The 21,937-nt window shown below is 39.1% G+C and carries 18 protein-coding genes; 13 read left to right on the forward strand and 5 right to left on the reverse strand.

Going from position 1 to position 21,937, the window contains the following annotated elements; genetic code table 11:
- Positions 1-689 precede the first annotated feature (689 nt).
- The 4 genes from ACVBAX_RS15245 (at position 690) to ACVBAX_RS15260 (ending at position 10,044) form a co-directional block, all read left to right on the forward strand.
- On the forward strand, positions 690-3,401 hold the full coding sequence (locus ACVBAX_RS15245) for a RecB family exonuclease (RefSeq protein ID WP_447117759.1): 2,712 nt from the start codon (positions 690-692) through the stop codon (positions 3,399-3,401).
- Positions 3,398-6,628 (forward strand): UvrD-helicase domain-containing protein, encoded by a 3,231-nt coding sequence (locus ACVBAX_RS15250; RefSeq protein WP_447117760.1) that lies wholly within the window; start codon positions 3,398-3,400, stop codon positions 6,626-6,628. Before ACVBAX_RS15245 ends, ACVBAX_RS15250 begins: the two co-directional genes overlap by 4 nt.
- 274 nt (positions 6,629-6,902) lie before the next feature.
- A complete protein-coding gene (locus ACVBAX_RS15255; protein WP_447117761.1) occupies positions 6,903-9,599 on the forward strand; it encodes a sensor domain-containing protein in 2,697 nt (898 codons plus the stop codon).
- A gap of 238 nt (positions 9,600-9,837) precedes the next feature.
- Complete coding sequence (locus tag ACVBAX_RS15260) at positions 9,838-10,044, forward strand: hypothetical protein (protein ID WP_447117762.1); 207 nt, start codon at positions 9,838-9,840, stop codon at positions 10,042-10,044.
- Positions 10,045-10,149: 105 nt separating this feature from the next.
- On the opposite strand, the gene ACVBAX_RS15265 is transcribed toward ACVBAX_RS15260, so the two are convergent.
- Positions 10,150-10,656 carry a VOC family protein gene (locus ACVBAX_RS15265; protein WP_447117763.1) on the reverse strand — a complete coding sequence of 169 codons (507 nt, stop codon included), beginning with the start codon at positions 10,654-10,656 and terminating at the stop codon, positions 10,150-10,152.
- 19 nt (positions 10,657-10,675) lie between these two features.
- A complete protein-coding gene (locus ACVBAX_RS15270) occupies positions 10,676-10,957 on the reverse strand; it encodes a hypothetical protein (RefSeq protein WP_447117764.1) in 282 nt (93 codons plus the stop codon).
- A gap of 109 nt (positions 10,958-11,066) precedes the next feature.
- On the opposite strand from ACVBAX_RS15270, the gene ACVBAX_RS15275 reads away from it, so the two are divergent.
- The gene (locus ACVBAX_RS15275; protein WP_447117765.1) at positions 11,067-11,609 is read left to right on the forward strand and encodes a helicase; all 543 of its coding nucleotides are present in this window, start codon (positions 11,067-11,069) and stop codon (positions 11,607-11,609) included.
- A 123-nt stretch (positions 11,610-11,732) separates the two neighbouring features.
- Here ACVBAX_RS15275 and ACVBAX_RS15280 read toward each other — a convergent pair whose 3' ends face one another.
- Positions 11,733-11,957 carry a helix-turn-helix domain-containing protein gene (locus tag ACVBAX_RS15280; protein WP_447117766.1) on the reverse strand — a complete coding sequence of 75 codons (225 nt, stop codon included), beginning with the start codon at positions 11,955-11,957 and terminating at the stop codon, positions 11,733-11,735.
- 10 nt (positions 11,958-11,967) lie between these two features.
- Positions 11,968-12,444 (reverse strand): DUF2975 domain-containing protein, encoded by a 477-nt coding sequence (locus ACVBAX_RS15285; protein WP_447117767.1) that lies wholly within the window; start codon positions 12,442-12,444, stop codon positions 11,968-11,970.
- 196 nt (positions 12,445-12,640) lie between these two features.
- Between ACVBAX_RS15285 and ACVBAX_RS15290 the strand changes: the two genes are divergently transcribed.
- The 8 genes from ACVBAX_RS15290 to ACVBAX_RS15325 all read left to right on the forward strand — a co-directional run bounded on the left by ACVBAX_RS15290 (position 12,641) and on the right by ACVBAX_RS15325 (position 21,341).
- The gene (locus ACVBAX_RS15290; RefSeq protein WP_447117768.1) at positions 12,641-12,901 is read left to right on the forward strand and encodes a hypothetical protein; all 261 of its coding nucleotides are present in this window, start codon (positions 12,641-12,643) and stop codon (positions 12,899-12,901) included.
- 70 nt (positions 12,902-12,971) lie between these two features.
- Entirely contained in the window at positions 12,972-13,538 is a 567-nt protein-coding gene (locus tag ACVBAX_RS15295; RefSeq protein ID WP_447117769.1) for a hypothetical protein, read from the forward strand.
- Between the two features lie 224 nt (positions 13,539-13,762).
- Positions 13,763-14,386, forward strand: a complete 624-nt coding sequence (locus ACVBAX_RS15300; RefSeq protein ID WP_447117770.1) for a hypothetical protein — start codon at positions 13,763-13,765, stop codon at positions 14,384-14,386.
- A 374-nt stretch (positions 14,387-14,760) separates the two neighbouring features.
- Positions 14,761-15,759 (forward strand): hypothetical protein, encoded by a 999-nt coding sequence (locus tag ACVBAX_RS15305; RefSeq protein WP_447117771.1) that lies wholly within the window; start codon positions 14,761-14,763, stop codon positions 15,757-15,759.
- A gap of 41 nt (positions 15,760-15,800) precedes the next feature.
- Positions 15,801-16,244 (forward strand): SRPBCC family protein, encoded by a 444-nt coding sequence (locus ACVBAX_RS15310; protein WP_447117772.1) that lies wholly within the window; start codon positions 15,801-15,803, stop codon positions 16,242-16,244.
- Between the two features lie 82 nt (positions 16,245-16,326).
- Complete coding sequence (locus ACVBAX_RS15315; protein WP_447117773.1) at positions 16,327-17,709, forward strand: PD-(D/E)XK nuclease family protein; 1,383 nt, start codon at positions 16,327-16,329, stop codon at positions 17,707-17,709.
- A 330-nt stretch (positions 17,710-18,039) separates the two neighbouring features.
- Entirely contained in the window at positions 18,040-18,483 is a 444-nt protein-coding gene (locus ACVBAX_RS15320; protein WP_447117775.1) for a hypothetical protein, read from the forward strand.
- A gap of 50 nt (positions 18,484-18,533) precedes the next feature.
- Complete coding sequence (locus tag ACVBAX_RS15325; RefSeq protein WP_447117776.1) at positions 18,534-21,341, forward strand: DEAD/DEAH box helicase; 2,808 nt, start codon at positions 18,534-18,536, stop codon at positions 21,339-21,341.
- A 43-nt stretch (positions 21,342-21,384) separates the two neighbouring features.
- Here the strand turns inward: ACVBAX_RS15325 and ACVBAX_RS15330 are convergent, their stop codons facing one another.
- Positions 21,385-21,783 carry a (deoxy)nucleoside triphosphate pyrophosphohydrolase gene (locus ACVBAX_RS15330; protein ID WP_447117777.1) on the reverse strand — a complete coding sequence of 133 codons (399 nt, stop codon included), beginning with the start codon at positions 21,781-21,783 and terminating at the stop codon, positions 21,385-21,387.
- Positions 21,784-21,937: the final 154 nt, after the last annotated feature.

Raw genomic sequence — 21,937 nt, forward strand, 5'->3', positions numbered from 1 at the left:
TTCTAAGATTTTAAAAACTAAGACATTATAGGGACTTATAATACAGGAGTACTTCTAATCCGTTAAAGATTGGAGATATTATGAGAATCATAGTTGGTTTTTTTCTTTTACTATTAGGAGGTTTATTAGTAGGAACCACAGTGGATGATGCAATAATCATGAATTGCATACTAAAAGGGTTTGGAGTACTATGTTTGATTGGATTTAGCAAAACGATCCCGAAAAATAACAAATTATATTAAACTCGCCATGTTCTCCCTTTTCTTTTTGGAAAAGGGTTTGTTTTTTTGTAAATTACTCTCAGACTCTTATTGATGTTGTTGAACCGGTACGAAGAAGGATAGATAGAGCAAAGAATCGCTGCTCATCCATCCTTTTTTTGTTGTTTTGTTAAATGATTTCTCTTCTTGAAAGCAGAAGATGAATTTTAATAACCTATATTAACTAAGTAGATCTAAAGTTAATTAGAGGATAAATAGTAAAAAATAGACAAATTTTTGATATGATAGGAGTAGTAAGCATACATTCACATGTCTTCCCGATCCAAGAATCCTTCGTCTCTTGTGGAAGATATGAAACAGGAACTGTATAAAATGATGAATGCCTATGAAGAGTAGGGTGGTCCAAAAATGGAACACCCCTTTGTTTATAATAGAAAAAAACGGTATTAACGATAAAAAGGAGGACCAATGATGAAAATCAACCTCGGCTTTTGGCTGGATTCTGCCTCATATCCGGACGCGCTACATGGCCAAGAGGCTTCTACGGGTACGATGGTCACGGGATTCAACGGCTTACTTGGCATCTTAGAAACGCAGCTAGGCTTAACGATTCCAAAGCAATCGGAAAACCTGCGAATTGCTGAATGGCAAGAACTGTTGCGAAAACATGACAATGGAAATAGGCTATATTCTCCATCCTATCAAACCGATTCTTGGAATACAGCGAGAGAATTGCTGCGTCGTCGGGACGAACTCGTGTTAGCTGGCTGGGACCCAACGATCCATATGGGCGGAAGCAATTGGTTGGAATTATTAGGGGAATTAGAGCAATCCCATCAAAACCGTACATGGGGATTGCCGGATCGTGTCCGTGCCCTACTCGCTAAGCTCGATGAACCGGTACAAGTACGTATAGACACCATCACGATCGTCGATGAGGACGAAACCTTATGGGACCCTTGGTGTAAGCAGTTGATCGAAAAATTGAACCATCACGGAGTGGAAATAGTGAAAGCTCCTGGTGAAAAAGAAAACCAAGAGGAGCCCACCACAGATCTTTCTCTTCTAAAAAGTGTTCTAGCTGGAGAATCATTGTCTCAAGAAGCAAAGGGGGACGGAAGCTTACTTCTCGTTCGCTCCGATCAAGAATGGGATGCCGCTGATTTTCTAACGAGCTGGCTGCAGGAACATGGCACCGAACAGACGGTCATTATTAAGGACGAAGGATCTCTACTGTTGGACGAGCTTCTTCACCGCCGCGGCGTGGCAGGAGCCGGGGCAGAGGAGGCTTCGAAATGGCGTGCAGTTCTCCAGGTGTTGCCTCTCACGATTGATACCTATTGGAACCCGATCCGAGTCGAGCGAATGATGGAATTGGTCACGATTCCCTCGTCTCCTATTCCAGGTCGGATTCGTTATCGATTGGCGACGGCTTTAGCGAATCATCCAGGAATTGGCGGTCCTGTTTGGACAGAGGCCATTGAGCAGGGACTTCGCCATTATGAAGAAGCCTGGGTGGAAGAAGGGCTGGACGAGCAGGAAAAGAAAAAGCGCCGGAAAAAGCTTGGAGAGAAGCTGGATTTGTGGGTTCGTCATGAATATTATGACCCGAATGAAGGCATTCCGTTAGAAACCTTCGTTCACATCTGTCAAAAAGTGAGCCAATGGGCCGCATCCACCTATCAAAGAACCCATGACCCAATCTATGCACAAGCCATCAAGCATGCGCAGGAAGTATTAGATGGAGTAAGAACGCTCGGTGTATCCTCCGTTTCTCAACTGCAAGTTGGACGAATCATGGACTCGGTTTTAGGCGAGGGAGCCAAGCTATCTCATTACGGAGAAGAAGCCGCCCCATGGCGAGTGGTTAATCATCCGGGGCAGATTTGGGGTCAAGCCGACACGATCCTTTGGTGGGGATTTCTTAAAAATAGGTCAGGACCAAGCATCCGAACGTGGACGGTAAAAGAACGGAATTGGCTCAAAGAGCAAGGTGTCTTTCTAACAGAGGAAGATGTTCGACGCCGCCGAGAAGCTGCTTCTTGGCAGAAAGCGATTCGTTATGCCAACCGAAAACTGATTCTGTTTGCTCCGGCCAAAGTCAAAGGTGAAGAAATCCCGATTCACCCTTTATGGGATGAAATTCGCTATGCGGTCGTGAAAGACCATCAGACAGAGAAGAAACTTACCGTGGACCCAGCGGAATGGCGGAAGCAGCCAAGTGTGACTTTATTTGAAGAGCAAATTGATCGTGTGGGGTTGAACAAACGGAACATCCCGGAACCGATCCGAACGTGGCTGGTACCAGAAAAAGTGGTTCTCCCTCGTGAAGAGGAATCGGCAACAAGCTTTGAGAGCTTAATCGGTTGTCCGGTTAAATGGACGTTCCGCTATGCAGCCAAAGTGAAACCAGCTAGTGCCCTTTCAATTCCTCATGAATCGCTCATGTTAGGGAATTTAGGACACGTGATACTAGAGCATCTGATTACGGAAAAATCCAGCTGGAGCGAACAAGAAGTACGCTTGAGAGCAGGGGAATTATTTGATGAGCTGATGCCAAAGTTAGCTGCCCCACTATTAGAACCAAAAAATAGCATTCGTTGTAATGAAACACGAAGACATTTGCAAACATCTTTACAGCAATTTTTCAAAGTCTTACATCAAGCAGGCGTTCAGATTCAACATACCGAGCTGGAATTACAAAAACCGTGGAGCGAAGGTGTCGAGTTCAAAGGAAGATTGGATTTGGTTGGTGAAACACGAACCGGGAAAAAGATTCTCTTTGATGCGAAATGGTCGAGAAAACCAAGCAATTATAAAGAGCGCTTAGAAAAGGTATCGATCCAGTTAACACTCTATCATTGGCTGTTAGCGGATCATGAGGATGAAGAACTGCCTGTCGCGTATTTCATGCTTCGTAGCGGACATTTTTACAGTTTGCCACACGAAGACTTTCCCGAAGACTACCATGTACCAGGACCATCACTTTTAGCGAATCATGACATGGTACGAAAATCGGTAGAAGACGTTTGGACTCAGCTTCAACGAGGAACGGTTATTGCTCCAGGTGTACCATCAAGAGATGCAGAGGAAGCGGGCTCTTTCGCCTCCATCATTGACCCACCTTGTATGTTTTGTGAATATCAGAATCTTTGTGGAGTAAGGAGAGTGACCACATGAGCGGAAAATTAACGATGTTAAGTGCAGGTGCGGGAGCGGGGAAAACCTTTCGTTTATCAGCCGAAATTGTCAAAGCCATCCAAAATGGGGTGCCTCCGGAAAACATTATGGCCACCACGTTTACCACAAAAGCGGCCGATGAACTGATAGAAAGGGTGCGTCTGAAATTGCTGGAAGCAGACGATGCGGAATCGGCCGCACGAATCCTTGATGGCTATGTGGGAACGATGAATAGCGTGTTTGGCCGGCTGTTACGAGAATTTGCTCTTGAAATGGGCCTTTCTCCTGTTCAAAAAGTGTTAGCCGAAACAGAAGCAACCGTCCTTTTTGATACGGTGGCCGTGGAGGAAATTGACAAATTTTATCGGGATTACCGACTCGTTTTTGAACGCTTGGGTCAAGAAGATTGGCGTAAAAAGGTGCTTGAGATATTGAAGCTAGCTCGTGAGAATGGGCTGAGCGCAGAGGATGTGAAAGCCTGTGCGGATTATTCGTGGAATACGATGATTAATTGGCTTCCCACTCCACTCGAAAACCCTAGTCAGTTGGACAGCGAATTAAAGGCGGCCCTGAACTTTGCGAAGCAAGAACTTCCAGGGGAAGATACAACAAAGAAAACCTTGGAAGCGGTAGAGTTGATCAAAACAGCGCTTGCCGATTGGGAGCGGAACGGATCACTCACCTGGCAAATGTGGGCAAAACTGAGTAAGCTCGATGTCGGGAAAAGCAGTCGTGACGTCGCTTACCCTATACAAGAAACGGCTTCCGTTCATTTCCGCCATCCCGGCCTGCATCAAGATATGAAAGACGCCATTTATGGCTTATTTCTTTGTGCGTCGGAAGCGATGGAAACGTATAAGGTGGAAAAAAACAAACGAGGCTTGATCGATTTTACGGACCAAGAGTCGCTCGCTCTTCAATTATTAAAGAATGAACCAAATATTGAGGTGTTAAAGGATCGAATTTCGGATGTGTTCATTGACGAGTTCCAAGACTCAAGCCCACTACAAATCGCATTAAATATGCAGCTTCGTGAAATCGCCCAAAAGGCTACATGGGTGGGTGACGTGAAACAGGCAATCTATGGCTTTCGAGGAACCGATCCTGAACTGATGCAAACCGCGATGACGAGCATTCCCGATTTGGACATCGAAATACTCGATGCGTCGTATCGTTCCCGCAAATCTCTAGTTGATTTCGTGAATGCGATATTCGTGCCTGTGTTTGAAGCCAGAGGAATGCGAGCGGACCGTGTCGCTTTAGACCCAAAGCGAGAGGACAAGCCTGAACAAGCAGTAGCAGTGGAAACCTGGTCCTATCTAAATTCAAAAAATCAAAATGCCGACGCCGCACATTTGGCTGTAGGTGTTCAGAACATATTACGCCAAAAAGAACAGTACATCCTTATCGATAAAACAACCCGTGAGCCTCGATCGCTAAAAGCCGGGGATATCGCGATCTTATGCCGATCCAATGATGAGTGCGTGAAAATTGCCACCGCACTTTCTAAGCTAGGCATTTCTGCGACCGTTGGAGAAGGCGGATTGATGGCCACCTCTGAAGTCGTATTTGCCGTAGCGGCTATGCGTTACTTAGTAGACGCGAATGATACGTTGGCACTCGCTGAATTGGTCCACTTTTCTTCAGACACGTGGGGTGAAGGACGTTGGCTGACTGTTTGGCTACAAACTGACAAAGGAATGGACACGATTAAGACTGAGCCGCTGATCCAAGGTTTGGACCAGGCTCGTCAGAAAATCGTTCAAATGAGTCCTTCTGAAGTGTTGGATCTAGCCTTAGTTACTTCGAAGGCAGACGAAGTTTCACTAAGCTGGGGACAGGGAAATCAACGCTTAGCGAATTTGGATGCACTAAGGAAACTGGCTACCAAGTATGAGGATCTGGCTGGAACCAATGGCACAGCCGCCACCTCGGTTGGATTTCTATTATTTCTAAATGAAGTCGAAAGAGACAAAGATTTAAATCTCGTCGCTGAGTCCACGGATGAACATGCCGTAAGAGTACTCACCTATCACAAGGCAAAAGGGTTAGAATGGCCTTTCGTAATTATGAATTCCTTGGAAAAATCGTCTGAAAAAAATGGGCCTCCCCCGGTATTCGATCGACCGATGGCCGTCAGCACCACCCCATTTAATGTGGAAAATCCGCTCCATGGTCGCAGGCTCTATTATTGGCCATGGCCGTATGGAAAAACCTATAGCAAGGTGGGGCTAGACACGCATGTAGCAGAGGCACCAGCACTACAGCAACGAAAGCAGCAGCTTCTAGACGAAAATCAACGATTATTATATGTAGGAATGACACGAGCAAGAGATTATCTCGTTTTTGCCGCGCGTGATTTTTCAAAAGTAAAATGGATTCAAGAAATGACCGATAGTTCCGGCCGTCAAGTTCTATCCGCCATTGGGGTGCAAAACGAAGATCAAGAAGAAGTACCACTTCATAATCGAGACGGTAAAATGATCGTAAATGGGGAGGAATTTCCTTGTAAGGTAAGTGTACTGACAATGGAAGAAGCACCATCAACAGCCTTTGAAATGAATGAAGAACAGGAAGTTGTCTATGTGGGGAAAACCGTTGAAAGGGTCACCTTTGTCCCAGCAAGATTTAGCCCTAGTGCATTAAAGGGTGAACTGGATGCTCAAGAAACACTTGTAAACCTAGAAACAGACACGAATCGAATTCATCCAATCGGCAGCCGTCTGCCACTCTCAGGGAACCCGGACATGGCTCTATTGGGGGAAATGGTGCACGCCTTTTTAGCTGCGGACAATCAGAAGATGGAAAAAGAAGAGCGATTAAGCCTGGCTCAATCTATTCGGGATCACTATAAGATTTCAGCTCTATCAACCGAATCGATACTAGAAGCCTCCGACCGACTGGAGGAGTTTTTAACTGAAAACTATCCTGAGCTCTTGAAAAGACATAGTGAATGGCCTATTCACCTGCAAAAAGGTCTACAAAAAGCATCAGGCTGGATTGATTTACTCCTTTTAACGCCAAAAGGCTGGGTCATTGTGGACCATAAAAGCTTTCCGGGGAAAGAAGCCGACTGGGTCACGCAAGCGACGAGTTATCTCCCGCAGTTGCGTACCTATGCTGAGGCCCTTCATAAAGCAACTGGACAACCGGTCTATGAAGCTTGGATTCATATGCCAGTTGTGGGAGCGATGATTCACTTTTCAGATGAAGAAATTATCTTTTAAGGAAATGGCCTACAAAGCAAAAAATACTCGTACTCGTTTACCAACGAATACGGGTATTTTTTAATTTTTAAAGGAGGGCGAGAGAGGGGGGAATGGGCTAGTGCGAACTTTGTACTTGGCTACCAAAGTATCAAATGAGATCATTAGTAACAATTTATTTGTACTACCTCAACAGAGTTATAGGAAAATTCATAAGGAGCCCCTTTGCTAGTTATAATAATTAGGAACTATAGAACGATAAGAAGGAATTTCTTAATTGTGTGGAGGTTGACATTTGAAAAATACCATATTTTATTCATTCGGGTTAGGGATTTTTGCGGTTGTCTTGGTTGTATTCGCTATTATTTTAGACCAATTTATTATTCATGAATTTTCCGATGTTTTTCAAATTCACCCGTATATCTTTCATGGAATCTTATTGATTATCTTACTATTTCCTTTATTGATATTTTCAAATTACATAAAGAAACAACGACAGGAATATATTATTTCCCAAATAAAAATGCAGCAATATAAATTAACACTAGAAAGCTCAACTATAGCCGCTTATATTATCAGCAATAAAGGTTTTTTGTATATTAGCCCTGCCTTTGCAGAGTTATTCGGTTATTCCAGAGAAGAATTTTATGAAAGGAAAGTTGGACTTAGTGATCTCATATTTGATGATTTTCAAGATATAGTCTCTAAAAACATGAAAGATAGACTTGAAGGAAAAGAAGTTAGTGCTAATTACCAATTAAAGGCAAGGAGGAAAGATGGGGTTGAGCTATATTTAGATTTATATCCATCATTAGAAATGTTTAATGGAATCAATGTAATTGTAGGAAATGTTGTAAATATAACTGAAAAATACCTTATGCAAATTGAATTAGAAAAACGCGAAAAGGCTCTTACTCAGGCACAAAAAACAGCTGGTATTTTTTACTGGGAATACGATACTATTCATGAAAAGCTTATTTGGAGTACCCCCATTTACGATCTGCTTGAAATCCCAAAAAATGAAGAAGCGAGCTTTGAATTATTGTTATCAAAAGTTCATCCTGATGACCGTGAAGTGCTTATAAATAGTAAGGAACAGGAAGTAAAGGGGCACTCTGTCACCAATGTGTTTCGAATTCTTAGAAATAACGGTTCTATAAGCACGGTATATACCGCATCACAATCCATGCTAGACGAGGATGGACAACCTACTATGATTATTGGGACCATGCAAGACATTACCAAAAGACTCATTGAGGAAAATCGGTTAGAACGTTCGGAAATCCAATACAAATCCCTTTTTGAAAACAACTTAGATACAGTTGTTTTGCTTGATATAGAAGGAAAAATCCTGTCTATTAATGAAATGGGGTTAAGAACGTTTGGTTATAGCAAAGAAGAACTCCTACATCAAAGTGCCATCCATGTCGTATCTCATGATTATATTGAAGCAGCAAACTATTTATATGATCAGGTATTGCAGGGCGAACCGAAAAGAATTCAGCTCCAAGCCATTCATAAGGAAGGGCATTTTGTTGATTTAGACGTAACCGTTATGCCCATCACTGTGAAGTCCGAAGTAGATGGTGTCTTTTGCATCGCTAAAGATGTAACAGAACAAAAAGAACACGTAAAAACCATTGAAAAGTTAGCTTATCAAGACCATTTAACAGGATTGCCAAATCGAAGAAGACTATTGGAATTGCTTACTTTACATCTTGATGAAGCGAAAAATAATTCTCTTATGATGGGTATTTTGTATATAGACCTTGACCGCTTGAAATTTGTTAATGATAATTTAGGTCATGTCTACGGAGATGAACTAATCATAGAAGCGGGGAAACGAATACTTAATAGCATTCGAGCCGAAGACACCCTTGCTCGCGTAGGGGGAGATGAATTCGTTGTCATCACCCCTAATATTCCAAATTTGACGGTTACTACAAGAGTCGCCAAACGGATTATGGCATCTTTTAAGCCAGGTTTCATGATTGATAATAAATTGTTTCGCACGACGGCTAGTATTGGAATTAGTGCATACCCTACTCACGGAACGGAAATAAATGAACTGGTCAGCAAAGCGGATAAAGCGATGTATTATGTAAAATCAAGAGGTAAGGATTATTATAAAATTTTTGAGTCGAATTTGAGCGAACAAGAGAAAAGAAAGTTTATTTTACAGACTACATTAGAAAGTTCTCTTAAGAATAAAGACTTCTATCTAATGTATCAACCAAGAATGGATGTGAAAACAGGGAGAATTTCTACGTTCGAATCTTTAATACGCTGGAAACATCAGGAATTAGGTATAGTAAATCCTGGTGAATTTATCAAAATAGCAGAAGAAACGGGGGATATTGTCCCTTTGGGCGAATGGGTACTTTCGGAATCTTTACGAACCATGAAACATCTTCATTTGTCAGGGAAGAAAGATTTGAAAGTCTCCGTCAATGTTTCGGTTAGACAGTTATACCATTCACACTTTGACCAAACGATAAACGCCATGCTCCAACAATTTCAATTGCCTCCTAGTTCTTTGGAACTTGAAGTGACCGAGAGTATGCTCATAAATGAAGACCAAGAAATATCAAATGTTTTAAAAAACTTACGCGCCTTAGGCGTTTGTTTATCGATTGATGACTTTGGAACAGGCAATTCGTCTATCTCTTATTTGAAAAGATTGTCGGTTGATGTGCTTAAAATTGACCGATCGTTTATAACAGGTTTACCTGATGCAAAGGAAAATGCGGCAATTACTTCTGCGATGATCAATCTTGCACATGATTTAAATATCAAGGTTGTTTGTGAAGGAATTGAAACAGAAGAAGAGTTAGCAACTATTATTGAAATGAATTCTGATGAAGTACAAGGATATTTCATAAGTTATCCATTATCGAAAGAGGATTTGTATCAATTTTTAAAAGATGAAGAGGAGAAGGGGACTCTACTTCCAGAACGTTGGACTAAAAATAATAAGTCCCCTACTGACTAAAAGGCTATGCATCGTAGGATGTATGCCTTTTTACTTTTAGCTAAAATTTTTCTTGAAAAGAAATTACTCAACTATCGGGTAGTTTATGGTAAACTTCTAGGCAACTGATAGAAATGTAGATTCTTGTGGCTGTAATTAGGTAGGGTTATTAATAAGAATCCTATAAAAGATCTGGAATGAAAAGAATAAGTAGATAAAAATTAATGTTTCAGATAATTAACTTAAAGAGGGAGAAATCATGTTGGATAAAATCAAAGCATTACCTGAAAAAATGTCATTTGCTATAGGCTTAACTTTACTATTAGGTAGCGGAGTCTTGTTATTCTTGTTATCACTGTTGTTTCCGATTGGTAAGGTGACTACGATGATTGTTGGAGGGGTTGTTTTTGGGATGGCTTTTTTATTTATAGCGAATGCGGCTGATAAAAGGCATAGGAAATCGTAAGAGCAATATGCTCCATGATAGATGAAATAAAAAAGCTCAGAGTTTAACTCTGAGTATTTTTTATGAGTCATATTCAATTCAAGTCCCTGTATATCCAAAAACCTTTCAATTAGAATTCCCATCATATGCTTGTCTTAATTTTTCCAGATCAATTTTCGTCTTCATTTGGAGAAGGGCTTTCATCACTCTTTCCGATTTTTCAGGATTTTCATCACGAATCATCTCGTTAAGGGAAGCAGGAATCACTTGCCAAGAAACTCCGAACTGATCTTTCAACCATCCACAAACTTGTGCTTTTTCCTCTCCGCCTTCAGACAGTTTGTCCCAATAATAGTCGAGTTCTTCCTGTGTCTCACAGTTGATAATAAACGAGATGGCTTCTGTAAATGTATAGGTTGGACCGCCATTTAACGCGACAAAAGGGATGCCTTCCAATTCAAATTCAACTGTCATGACCGCTCCTTCTGTACGGCTTTCATATCGTTCTTTTCCGTAGCAGGTGATCCTACGAATGCTTGAATTTTTAAAGATGGATGTATAAAAGGTGGCTGCTTCTTCTGCTTGGTGATCAAACCATAAATTTGTGGTGATTTTTTGAATTTTATTGTTCACACGTTCTACCCCTATACCATTATTTTTTATCACGATTGGTGGTTTTGTATTTTTCACCTTTGCTAACATAAGTGATCCATTCACCAACAGGTTCACCCATTTCAAAATACCCGGACCGCTTGATCGTTCCATCGGTCCGATACCATTCCCAGTAGCCATCTGGCATATCTTCAATGATTTTTCCTTTTGACCATATTGTTTTTCCATTTGCATGGTATTTGATCGTGTAATCATCATTCACCTCTAGTTTCTTTTCCTTCACACCGTTTGGGTGTATCAAGTCACATTTTTCATTTTCCATGACGAACCTCCGATACCAAATGTATATATTTATCTTACAATGAAACCGTTAACTATTATACAACCAAATAATCAATATTATTTTGATGATCACTCAGGAGGGAATCGAAATGCGTATATCACATGAAAAAATCTACCCTGAATGCCCTTTTATATCGAGAACCGTAGAGGTGGGGGGACTCTCGAAAGAGGAACTAATCGAGAAGTTGACGCAATCTTCTATCATGATTAATGAATATGGAAAGAGGCTATTCGCATCTGATCAGTTTACGACTTCTGAGAAAAAATACAGCCTGCAGTCAGTTGAATTAACCGTTGGCAACCTTGGCTTTCTTGAGGGAGCGACTACCGGTCAAATCTATAGAAGAGCGAGCGAACTGGGTTTGGATTTGTGCCCAGTAGAGCTCGGACCTCACCTAAGACTAGCGTATCTCGATCAGCCTGAAGGGGAAGCAGGGAATTCATTACAAAAACAACAAGCTCCATTCGGCTCCATCACCATCGCATCTGAAATTCTATCAGAAGAGGACAATTTTCCAAAAGGCTTTTATCTGAGACGAATAAATAGGGGGTTGTGGCTTCGAGGATACCTTGCTGATCATCTGCACGTTTGGAATGCTGATGACCATTTTATCTTTTGTCAGAAACAATAAGGAAATTCTCTAGTCTACTCTTACCTATGACCTATGATGTAAAAAGGTCATTGAAAAAAAAGAGGATAGATCGAGCATGGGTAAATCCGCTCATCTATCCTTTTTAAATGAAAGTCTTGTTATTTACAATTCCTGCGTATCCTCATCACTTCGATACTCCAAAATATCCCCAGGCTGACAATCCAAAGCCTTACAAATCGCATCTAACGTGGATAATCGGATCGCCTTGGCCTTCCCGTTTTTCAAGATCGAAAGGTTTGCCATCGTGATTCCTACTCTCTCCGACAGTTCGGTTACACTCATTTTCCGTTTCGCCAACATCACATCAACATTAATTATAATCGCCATTATATTCACCTCAGACCGTTAAATCATTTTCAGATTTGATATCGATTGCTTCTTTTAAAAGTCTCTGGAGGACGGCAGCAAAGACGGCAATGACCAGTGAAGCAAAGACAGGAACCATGCCGACGATAACAAGTCCTGGTGCATCGTCTAGTTCGGCTACGACAAAAACAAAAGGCAGAACGGCAACATACAAACCACTGAAGGTTAAGGCACAGAATTTGATCTTCTGTAGAGTCTTCACAGACAATTCGGAGAACGCTTCGTTCTTGTCAATATAGCTTAAAAGCTTAAACGCCTGATACAAGGCACCGAAGAACGGAATCACCGACACATACATGCCGACTAGGATCGGATACAGAATATGGTCAAAATCGGCATTAAATGGATGTTTAGGTAACCACGTTAACCCAAATATAGATAAAGCAAGAACAGGAATCGCAATAAAAACAAGTGCCATCCTTAAAAATATAGTTGAACCTCGTTTCATAAATAACACCTCGCTAATGTATTTTCATATTGATTCTAATACATTATTTATCGTTTTACAATAAGTAATTGTTGTTTTTTTATATTTTTTTCTCTCGGAGATGTGAAATGTTATTAAAAATCATACAAAGGGGGTCCGAAAATGGACCACCTTTTCTCTTATACTTCAACTATAGATGAAGAAGAGGAGAGAGCGTATGAACCAACAGCAGATCAGAAGTGCCATTGGAGTATTGGCAGACTTGTTTTACTCTGACAAAAAAAATCAAGAACTCGCGATTTTAACGATGGAACATTATATTGACGATTTGAAGATGTTACAAGATGTGGGTACGGTCGCAAGGGAGCTCGAGAATCAGCAAACCTTCTCGTTGCTCGCACCGATGAAATGGTTTGATATGAAAGCAGCAGAAGAAATTGAAGAAGTGCTTAAAGGGGATGTATCTTTTCGCAGGTAAAATGAGCGACTGGATCTGACTACTGGTGACTTACTAGTTTTATAGAAAAATAATAATGAGGTGGATGATGATGAGAGGTTGGTTGAATGTTTTCTTAGCAGTAGCTTTAATGGTGTTTGTATCCGCATGTGGAAATGAGCTTGCGGGAGATACCAATACATCGGAAGGGACCGAGGAACAAACAGCATCTAAACAAGAAGAAACAAAAGAGGTTCAAGAGGAATCAAAGCTTGAAATAGTTCAGTCCACTGGGGGAGCCTGGAAGGATTCCATTGATAGCGTTTGGGTGCATTCTTCTGCGATCTTTGAAAATACGGGCAATGTGCCGGTCTCCATTGGAGAAACGCAAATGAATTACAAAGATCAAGGGGGAGGCATTCTCGGAACCTCTACGATGATTTATTCTGTCCCAAGTGTGGTAGGTCCTGGTGAACAAGCCTATATTACCGAAACGACAATCCTTGAAGGAATGACCGACCCAGCACTATACAGTGAAACTACTTATAATTATGGGTTTGATCCAACCGAAGAAAGTGCTAATTTACTAGAGGTGTCAGGAACGAAAGGAATTCCTTCCACCGATGACTATAGCACTCCGTACACCGTGACAGGAGTAGTGAAAAATACGAATCAGTGATTTACAAGATGACATCCGAATTTCTGCGGCGTTATTTGATGAAAGTGGAACCTTACTTGGTGTGTTAAATGGGAGCGTGGATGTGGGTGTTAATCCAGGTAGCGAAGCGGGATTCGAATTAAATTATCCAGAAGTACCGAGAGAAATTGCAGGAAAAGTGAAAACCATTGATGTGAAGGCATACGGTTGGACTTGGTAATCTACAAAAAACAGGAGGAAAAATAATGAAAAAACTACTATTCATGTTTACAATACTCATCGTGGCTCTATTAACGGCCTGCTCGTCATCAGAATCATCGAATGAATCTGACAAAGAGAACAGTGCGGCAACAGATCAAGAACAAACCAATGAAGGGGTGGAAGTAGATAAAGGGTTGCTCAACGTAGAAGTCACTTTGCCGGCCTCCATGTTTGAAGGAGAAGATGTGGATGCTTCCATTGCTGAAGTAGAACAGGAAGGAGTTAAAGCAACGAAGAACGAAGACGGATCCGTCACGTATAAAATGTCCAAATCGAAACACAAAGAAATGATGCAAGAGTTAGAAACGGGGATTATCGAGTCCGTTGAGGATATGAAAAATAACACAGATTTTGTTTCAATACAAGAGATTACCTATAATAAATCCTTTTCAGAGTTTACGATGGTCGTAGATAAAGAGGCGTATGAAAATAGCATGGATGCTTTTGCTATATTTGGGCTTGGATTATCCGGGATGTATTATCAGCTCTTTAACGGAGCGGGTGAGGAGGATTATCGAGTGAAAATCATGGTCAAGGACCAAGCAACCAACGAGGTCTTTGAAGAAGTGGTTTATCCGGATGATTTGGAGGAAGAAGAAACTCAGTGATTCTGACGTAATGAGTCTTTTTATAAGGCTGTTTTCGTAAAGTTTGTTGTTTTGGAAAAATCCCAAAAGCCGGATTTTTCCCCGTATAACGCTGGGTTTATTGATTTATTTGGAGAGTAGCTCTTTTCTAAGTATGAAAATATTCTGATTGGCTGCTGAAACATATACTTAATTTCTTGAAAAATGTGTATATAGCAACAATGTTTTAGAAAAGAGCCTTTTATAAAAGTAAAATAGGGACCAACCTGCTTTCACACTAGTTTTATGAAAGAGAGCAGGTAAACGTCCCTCTTTACTTTCCAGTATGAACCACATTCATTACGGTATCCTAGATACTGTAGGTAAAAAATTGATTATGTTGGTAGGGAGATAAGGTGTACGTTCTAAGAGGGAAGAAAAAAGCAGAGAAATTGGAGGCAGTCACTTTTACGGAGTTAGGGATGCAGGAAAGTGATCTCGAAGAAATACTAAGAAATAGTATTGATATGATCTGTGATGAGGAAGAATCCATGCTGATTGTGGGCCAACAAGTGAAGAATGTAAAGAATGGCCGAAGTGACTTAACGGCCATTGATAATAATGGAAATATCGTGTTAATAGAGATCAAGCGGGACCTTAAAGACATTGAAGGTCGGAAAGAGGCATTCGAATTCCAGGCGATCCGCTATGCAGCCAGTTATGCGACCATTGAAAGTCCAGATGATCTGGTGAAAAAAGTCTACGCACCTTACATAGAAAAATATCGAAGTGAATTCGAACTCAGTGAGTTAACTTCCTTTGAGCTAGGGATCCGAAAATTAAATGAGTTCTTAAAAGTCAACGAGGCGGAGAAGAGTTTTAATCAAAAGCAAAAGATCATATTAGTAGCTTCAGACTTTGATGAACAAACACTATCTGCTGTTTCTTGGTTAAATAGTAATCAAGTGGATATGAGCTGTTATAAACTGACCCCATATAAGGTTGATGATGACATTTATTTGTTGAAAGAGAAAGTGTTACCGGTTACGAATTATGAAGACTATTATGTGAATCTCATGGACAAATCATTAGCTGTTTCTATAAAGAGGAGCAAAGGCGGTACACGAAGAACTCTGCCGAAGATAGATGCCATGCTTGAGTGGGGAGTGGTAAAAGAAGGAGACGTTATTGTGGCCAAGGATCGGGGCAATGAAGGCGTGCTTATGGCTAATGGGAACATTGTGGTGAATGAAGAGGAACAATCGATGCAAGCATGGTTGAAGGAAATATACGGATGGTCGAGTGTTCAAACATATGTTTTTGCCATCCATAAAGAAAGCGGAAAATCTCTATCCCAGATACGCGAGGAATATATGACTCGCCAAGCAGTAGAGGCGAGTGAAGATTCATTTTGATTTTGCAATAAGGATAAAAACGAAAGAGAGTTGATTACGAATTGAATACTCAAATAACAACAAAATTTAAAATACTTACATCCGCTAATGAGGTATTTGAAGCGATTGTTGACCCAAAGAAAATAGGGAACTACTGGTTCTCTTCCAGTTCAGAAAGATGGGAACAAGGCAAGAAAATTACCTTGAGATATGACGAGTATGAAGCAGAAGGGGTTATTAAGGTAGTAGAAATCGTGGAAGGGAAGAAGATCGTCTATTCTTGGGGAGAAGAGCATGGAGAAGAATCGACGGTTACCATAGTATTAAAAGAATTGAATCAGTCGACAACCCTGATTGAAATAACCGAATCCGGCTTTAAAGAAGATGATCCTGATTTAGTAGCCAAATTGTTAGGGAAAAAAGAAGGTTGGGTCTATATGTTATCCTGTTTAAAGGCTTATTTGGAAAATGGGGTAAAAGATTTAAGAGCTTCGTTAATTCACTAATAAGTGATTATTTACATAAAACTGGTTAAAGCAAATCCTGATAAAACGATAAAATACATAATTGTTAAAAATGGGGAGAAACATGATGAAATCACTAAAACGAATGCTGTATGAATTAACGATGGATAAAGAATTTGTCGCCTTAAAATTCCTAATTGACCGACCGAATGTGTTCCATGTGGTGGGGGCAACCCATTTAGAAACCTGGCATTCACGGTTCTTAACCTGGCTGTTGGATCCGACCGAACGACATATGTTAGGGTATTATCCGTTTCAAAGATTCTTAATGGCCGTGGCTGAATCTGCTGATGAAAACTTGGATGATATTACAGATCTAGCCATGCTGAATGTGAATCAATTTAGACATCCGGAAGTTATCGCTGAAAAAGATATAAACAAACTGGATATCGATGAGCAGGAAACACTCGAGGAATCTGAAAAAAATGACGACAAAGGAAGGCTCGATGTCTTTTTTAAAGTAAATATCGTCGATGAAAAAGACCCTAGCCAGGAAAAAAGATTAATCCTAGCGGTCGAGCAAAAGGTATATGCAAGAGTAGAAGTGAATCAATGCCATAAATACTTAAGAAAGTTCGAAGAGAAATTCAAAGACGAAACGTTCCTGCTGGTCGGCTTAATACCCAAAAGCCAAATCAAAGAATCCAATGAAGCAACGTTTGGCAGCTCCAAATGGAATGGAATCGATTATCAGCAATTAGTAGACATCGTTCTCATGCCTTGTCTGGAAAATCCAGATTTAAGCATTTACGCCAAACCCATCATTCAGCAGTATGTAGATGCCTTACGTATGCCTTATAAGGGGAAACGTGAGAAATTGGCGACGATTGAAGAAGAACGCATCCTCGTTCGCTCCATCTATGACCGCTTTGAAGATGTATTTAAAGCCATTACGAACATATCAAATGAAGACGACAGTGAAGAAAGGAACTACGTGAACACAGTTGTGAACGAAACGTACGGGGAAGTATTCAGAACCATCAAATGGATCCTGAACGAGGAAAACGATGTAGAAGAGCTATGGAATTTCTCGACACCATTTCAAAGAACGATACATAAAAGATGGGACAAGCTTCATATCGTGATTAATTACGAGAATGAAGAAACCGTTATTGATGGAAAAACAGTGGCGGAACTTTGGAAAAAGACATTGCAGTGGATTGAAGAGCAGCAACTTCCTCTTCATCAGCTGGTTGAAGAAGGCTTTATTCTTGGGGGCGGAGATAGAGGGAACCGTTATGCGATCGCGTTGCAGCCGATCCATAAAAATAGGAAGAAGTTTGCTTCGGTACATACCTATGAATCAATTATTACTGGGGAGACTTACTTCTTGGAGACTAAGATAAATCCTCATAGTGGGATGTTGACGATTGCTAAGCTACTTAAGAATCTAGGGGTAGTGGTGGAAACTCCGTTGCTAGAGAACAGTGGGACCGTTCTCGTATAGACTTTTTTGGGCAATTAAATAAAAACGACAAGTACAGTACTAAGTATTTGTCTTTTTTAATTCTTCAGGATACTCCAAATATATTACTCAATATTAGAAACTTTATATCACCTTTAACTAAAAAAATGTGGTTTAATGACATTCGCTAAATATCTAAAGAACTACGACTATTGTTGTATAATGGAAATAGAGTACTTTATTTAATAGAAACATGCAGAATGTACCAGAAACAAACCTAGAGCTACATGAGTACGAGATAATTTTTTGTATCCGACAACTTAGAAAGTCAATTAGTTGTTAATCTATTTTCATCTTGAAAGGATGATAGAAATGAGACAGGTATTATCAATTCCAGCAGGTGAAACTATTCAAAATATAAAAGTATATAATGTGCATGCTTATCCGCACCCACGTAACTATGAAGCAAGTGAGTATATCACTTTTCGTGCCCCAAAAGGTGGCAAGATGGATATGTTATACAAAGTTATACATGAAATTGTCCTAGACCCTAGAAAAAATAATATAGAAGATGATCTTACTCATCTAGATAATGATACTAAAGATAGAGTTTTAGGATATATTCAGGCAAGAAAAGCAACACGTTTTGGGTTTGAGAAGGAAGATAAAGATTATATGTTTTATTTATTAAAGGAGGAAGAACCTCTCTCTCATACCCCTAGACCGAAAGGGAAAAATACGGCAGGTCATACGTATTATACTTATGGTGAAATCACAAGTGGTAAAGAAGAAGTAACGAATGAATCAAAAATGTAAGTCAGTAGGATGTTAAGCTAAAGAGTTTATAAATTGAGGTATTAAAAATCATGATTGAACAAAGAAAACTAATAGTTAACTCGGAAAAAGGTAACTTTTTAATTGAACTAGTTAAATCGATTAATGAATGTACTCGTTTTTATTTTAGTGTCGCTTTTATAAATTTTAGTGGTTTGCAGCTTTTACTTGATTCATTGAAACAAGCGGAAGCTAAAGGAACAAAAGGTAAAATAATTACTTCAACGTATCTAAATTTCACCGATACCAAATCTTTAAGAAAGATTAAGGATTTCAACAACATTGACCTTAAAGTATTTGTTACTGATAAAGAGATTGGTTTTCATACGAAAGCTTATATCTTTGAGTATGATGATTATTATAAGGTGTTTATAGGCTCTTCAAATATCACTCAAAGTGCGTTGAAGAGTAATATTGAATGGAATGTTGAAATGGTTTCAAAAGATGACTCATTCTTAGAGAATCTATTATCAGAATATAATTATCTATGGAATAGTAGTACGGTTGCAGATGACGCATTTATCATTAGATATGAAGAGTTTCTGAGTAAATTAGTTAATCGTAACAACCAGCAACAATTAATTTATGAACATGGTGAATATATTATCCCAAATCGTATGCAAAAAAGAGCGATGGAAAACTTAGAGAGGCTTCGTTCCTTTGGGGAGAATAAGGCATTAGTTATAGCGGCTACAGGAACTGGGAAAACGTATATGTCTGCTTTTGATGTCAAGCATTTTCAGCCAAAGAAACTACTTTTTATTGTTCATAGAGAAGAAATATTGAAAAAGGCGAAAAAAACTTTTGAGAAATTAATTACCAATACAGGTGTGACATTTGGTTTACTAACAGGAAATCAAAAAGATAAACAGGCGGATTACCTTTTTGCTACGATCCAGACCTTATCTAGATATTACACTGAATTCGAACCAACAGAGTTTGATTATATTATATTTGATGAGGCACATCATGCGACTAGCTCTAGTTACCAGACAGTGTTTAATTACTTTAAACCACAATTCACCTTAGGAATGACAGCAACACCTGAGCGAAGTGATGGTCTAAATGTTTTTGACTTGTTCGATAATAATGTGGCTATAGAGGTTCGTCTTCATGAAGCATTAGACGATGAATTAATCATACCTTTTCATTATTTTGGAATTACAGATATTGAAGGAATTGATTTAAGTGATGTGGATATAGATGATGTAGCAGAAATAACGAAGCGTTTAAAGGTAAATGAGCGTGTTGATTTTATCATAGAAAATATGATTTTTTATAGTCATGATGGTGAAAAGAGAAAATGTTTAGGGTTCTGTGCAAGTAAAGAACATGCGAAATACATGTCAGATGAATTTAATAAACGAGGATATAATTCTATCTATTTGTCTGGTGATGATTCAGTTGAAAACCGGTCGTACCATATTCAAAAGTTAGAAGATGATAAAGACGAATTACAGTTTATTTTTTCCGTTGATATCTTTAATGAAGGGGTAGATATTCCTTCGGTTAATACTGTATTGATGTTGCGACCTACTAATTCTCCGATAGTTTTCATTCAACAATTGGGTCGTGGACTTCGTAAGTATAAGGGGAAAAACTTTTTAACCGTTCTGGATTTCATTGGTAATCATAGCAAAACATTCTTGATTGCGATCGCATTAAATGGTAGCAGATATTATGATAAGGAAAGCTTAAAGGTTGCTATCGCCACCGGTTTTGCAAATATACCCGGAGCGACTCACATCCAAATGGATAAAATATCTCAGGAGAGAATACTTGAGCAAATTGATAAAGAGAACTTTAATTCGATGAAGTATTTAAAAGAAGAGTATTTTGAGTTTAAGAAATTAAATCAAGGTCGTACCCCTTATTTACTTTTAGACTATTTAAAGTTCGATGGTGCTCCAGACCCAATAAAGTTTATTGATAAAGAGAAAATTTATCAGCAATTTGTAGCGAAGGTAGAGCGAGATGATCCTTTAAGGTCGTTGTTGAGTAATGAGGCCTTTGAGGCAGCTTTAAGAGAATTATCCGGACAGCTCCCACTTAAAAGAATTTATGAGTTTGTAATTCTAAAATACTTATCAGAACATGACCTTATAACAATTCAGGAAGCAAAACGTGAAATATTAAAACATGTGAAAGAGGTCGATGAAGATAGTATTAGTCATGCTTTTGAATGCCTTAATCAAGATTATTATGATAGTGTTCAAAAAAGAGGAAAACTACAATTATGTAAGCATTCAAATGACGCTCTAATGAAAACAGAAGCATTCAGAGATCTTCTTGCTAATAGTGAATACAGAAAATATTTAGTTGATATTATTAACTATGGTATTTACCGTTATGAGAAGGAATATAAAAATGAATACTATGGTGTACCTCATTTTAAACTTTATGAACAATATCAAATGATTGATGCTGCACTACTTTCGAATTACAGGAAAACACATAGTTCATTTAGAGGTTCTGGTCTTCTTGCAAATGGTAATGAGTACTTTTTATATATTGATCTTCACAAAGAGGAAGGGATTAAGGAGAGTATTAATTACAAGGATAAATTCATTAACGAAAAGTACTTTCAATGGCAAACGCCTAATAGTACTAGTCAAGGAACTGACCGTGGGAAAAATATCATTTTTAATAAAGCAAGAGGAGTCAATCTTCATTTGTTTATTCGAAAGTATAAAGAAATTGACGGGAAAGTAGAACCCTATATTTATATTGGAAAAGGTAATGTAGTTGAGTATGAAGGGGAAAAACCTATCACGGTTAAAATGAAACTCGAACATGAAATTCCAGCAAGATTGTATACTGAGTTTGTAAAAAAGGTTTAAGAGTTGAATAAGAACCAGGAATGAATAGATTCCTGGTTCTTATTTATTTCGTCTGACTAATTAATTTTTCTACAGCTGGTATATCTGCTGGGGCCCACTTTAACGAGTCGAGGTTTTCTCTCTTTAACCATATCAACTTTGAATGTTCACTTGGAACCGGGGTACCATTAACAACTTTACAAGTGATACAAAGAATATTAATAATAAATGTATCATATTCGTGGGTATTGTCATGGAATAAATCAATGGTTTCAATTGTACAGTTTAACTCCTCATTAATTTCTCTCTTTAAAGCGGAATAAATGTCTTCATCCTTTTCTACTTTTCCACCAGGAAATTCCCACATATTTGGTATCGCCATCTCAGGTGATCTTAAAGCGCATAATATTTCATTTTTCTCATTTTCTATGATTGCGGCTACAACCTTTACTAACTTTTTCAAAATAATCCTCCTTGAATGACTGTTCGTTGATTATAATAATATCATTTTTTTACTTTGAACTAGAAATGATATTATTTAATTGTTGTTAACTCTATGTTAATCCCTATTTATATCAAGTTATAATAAAAGTGTTAGATCTCATCTTGTACCTAAC

The organism is Robertmurraya sp. GLU-23 (genome assembly GCF_052983275.1).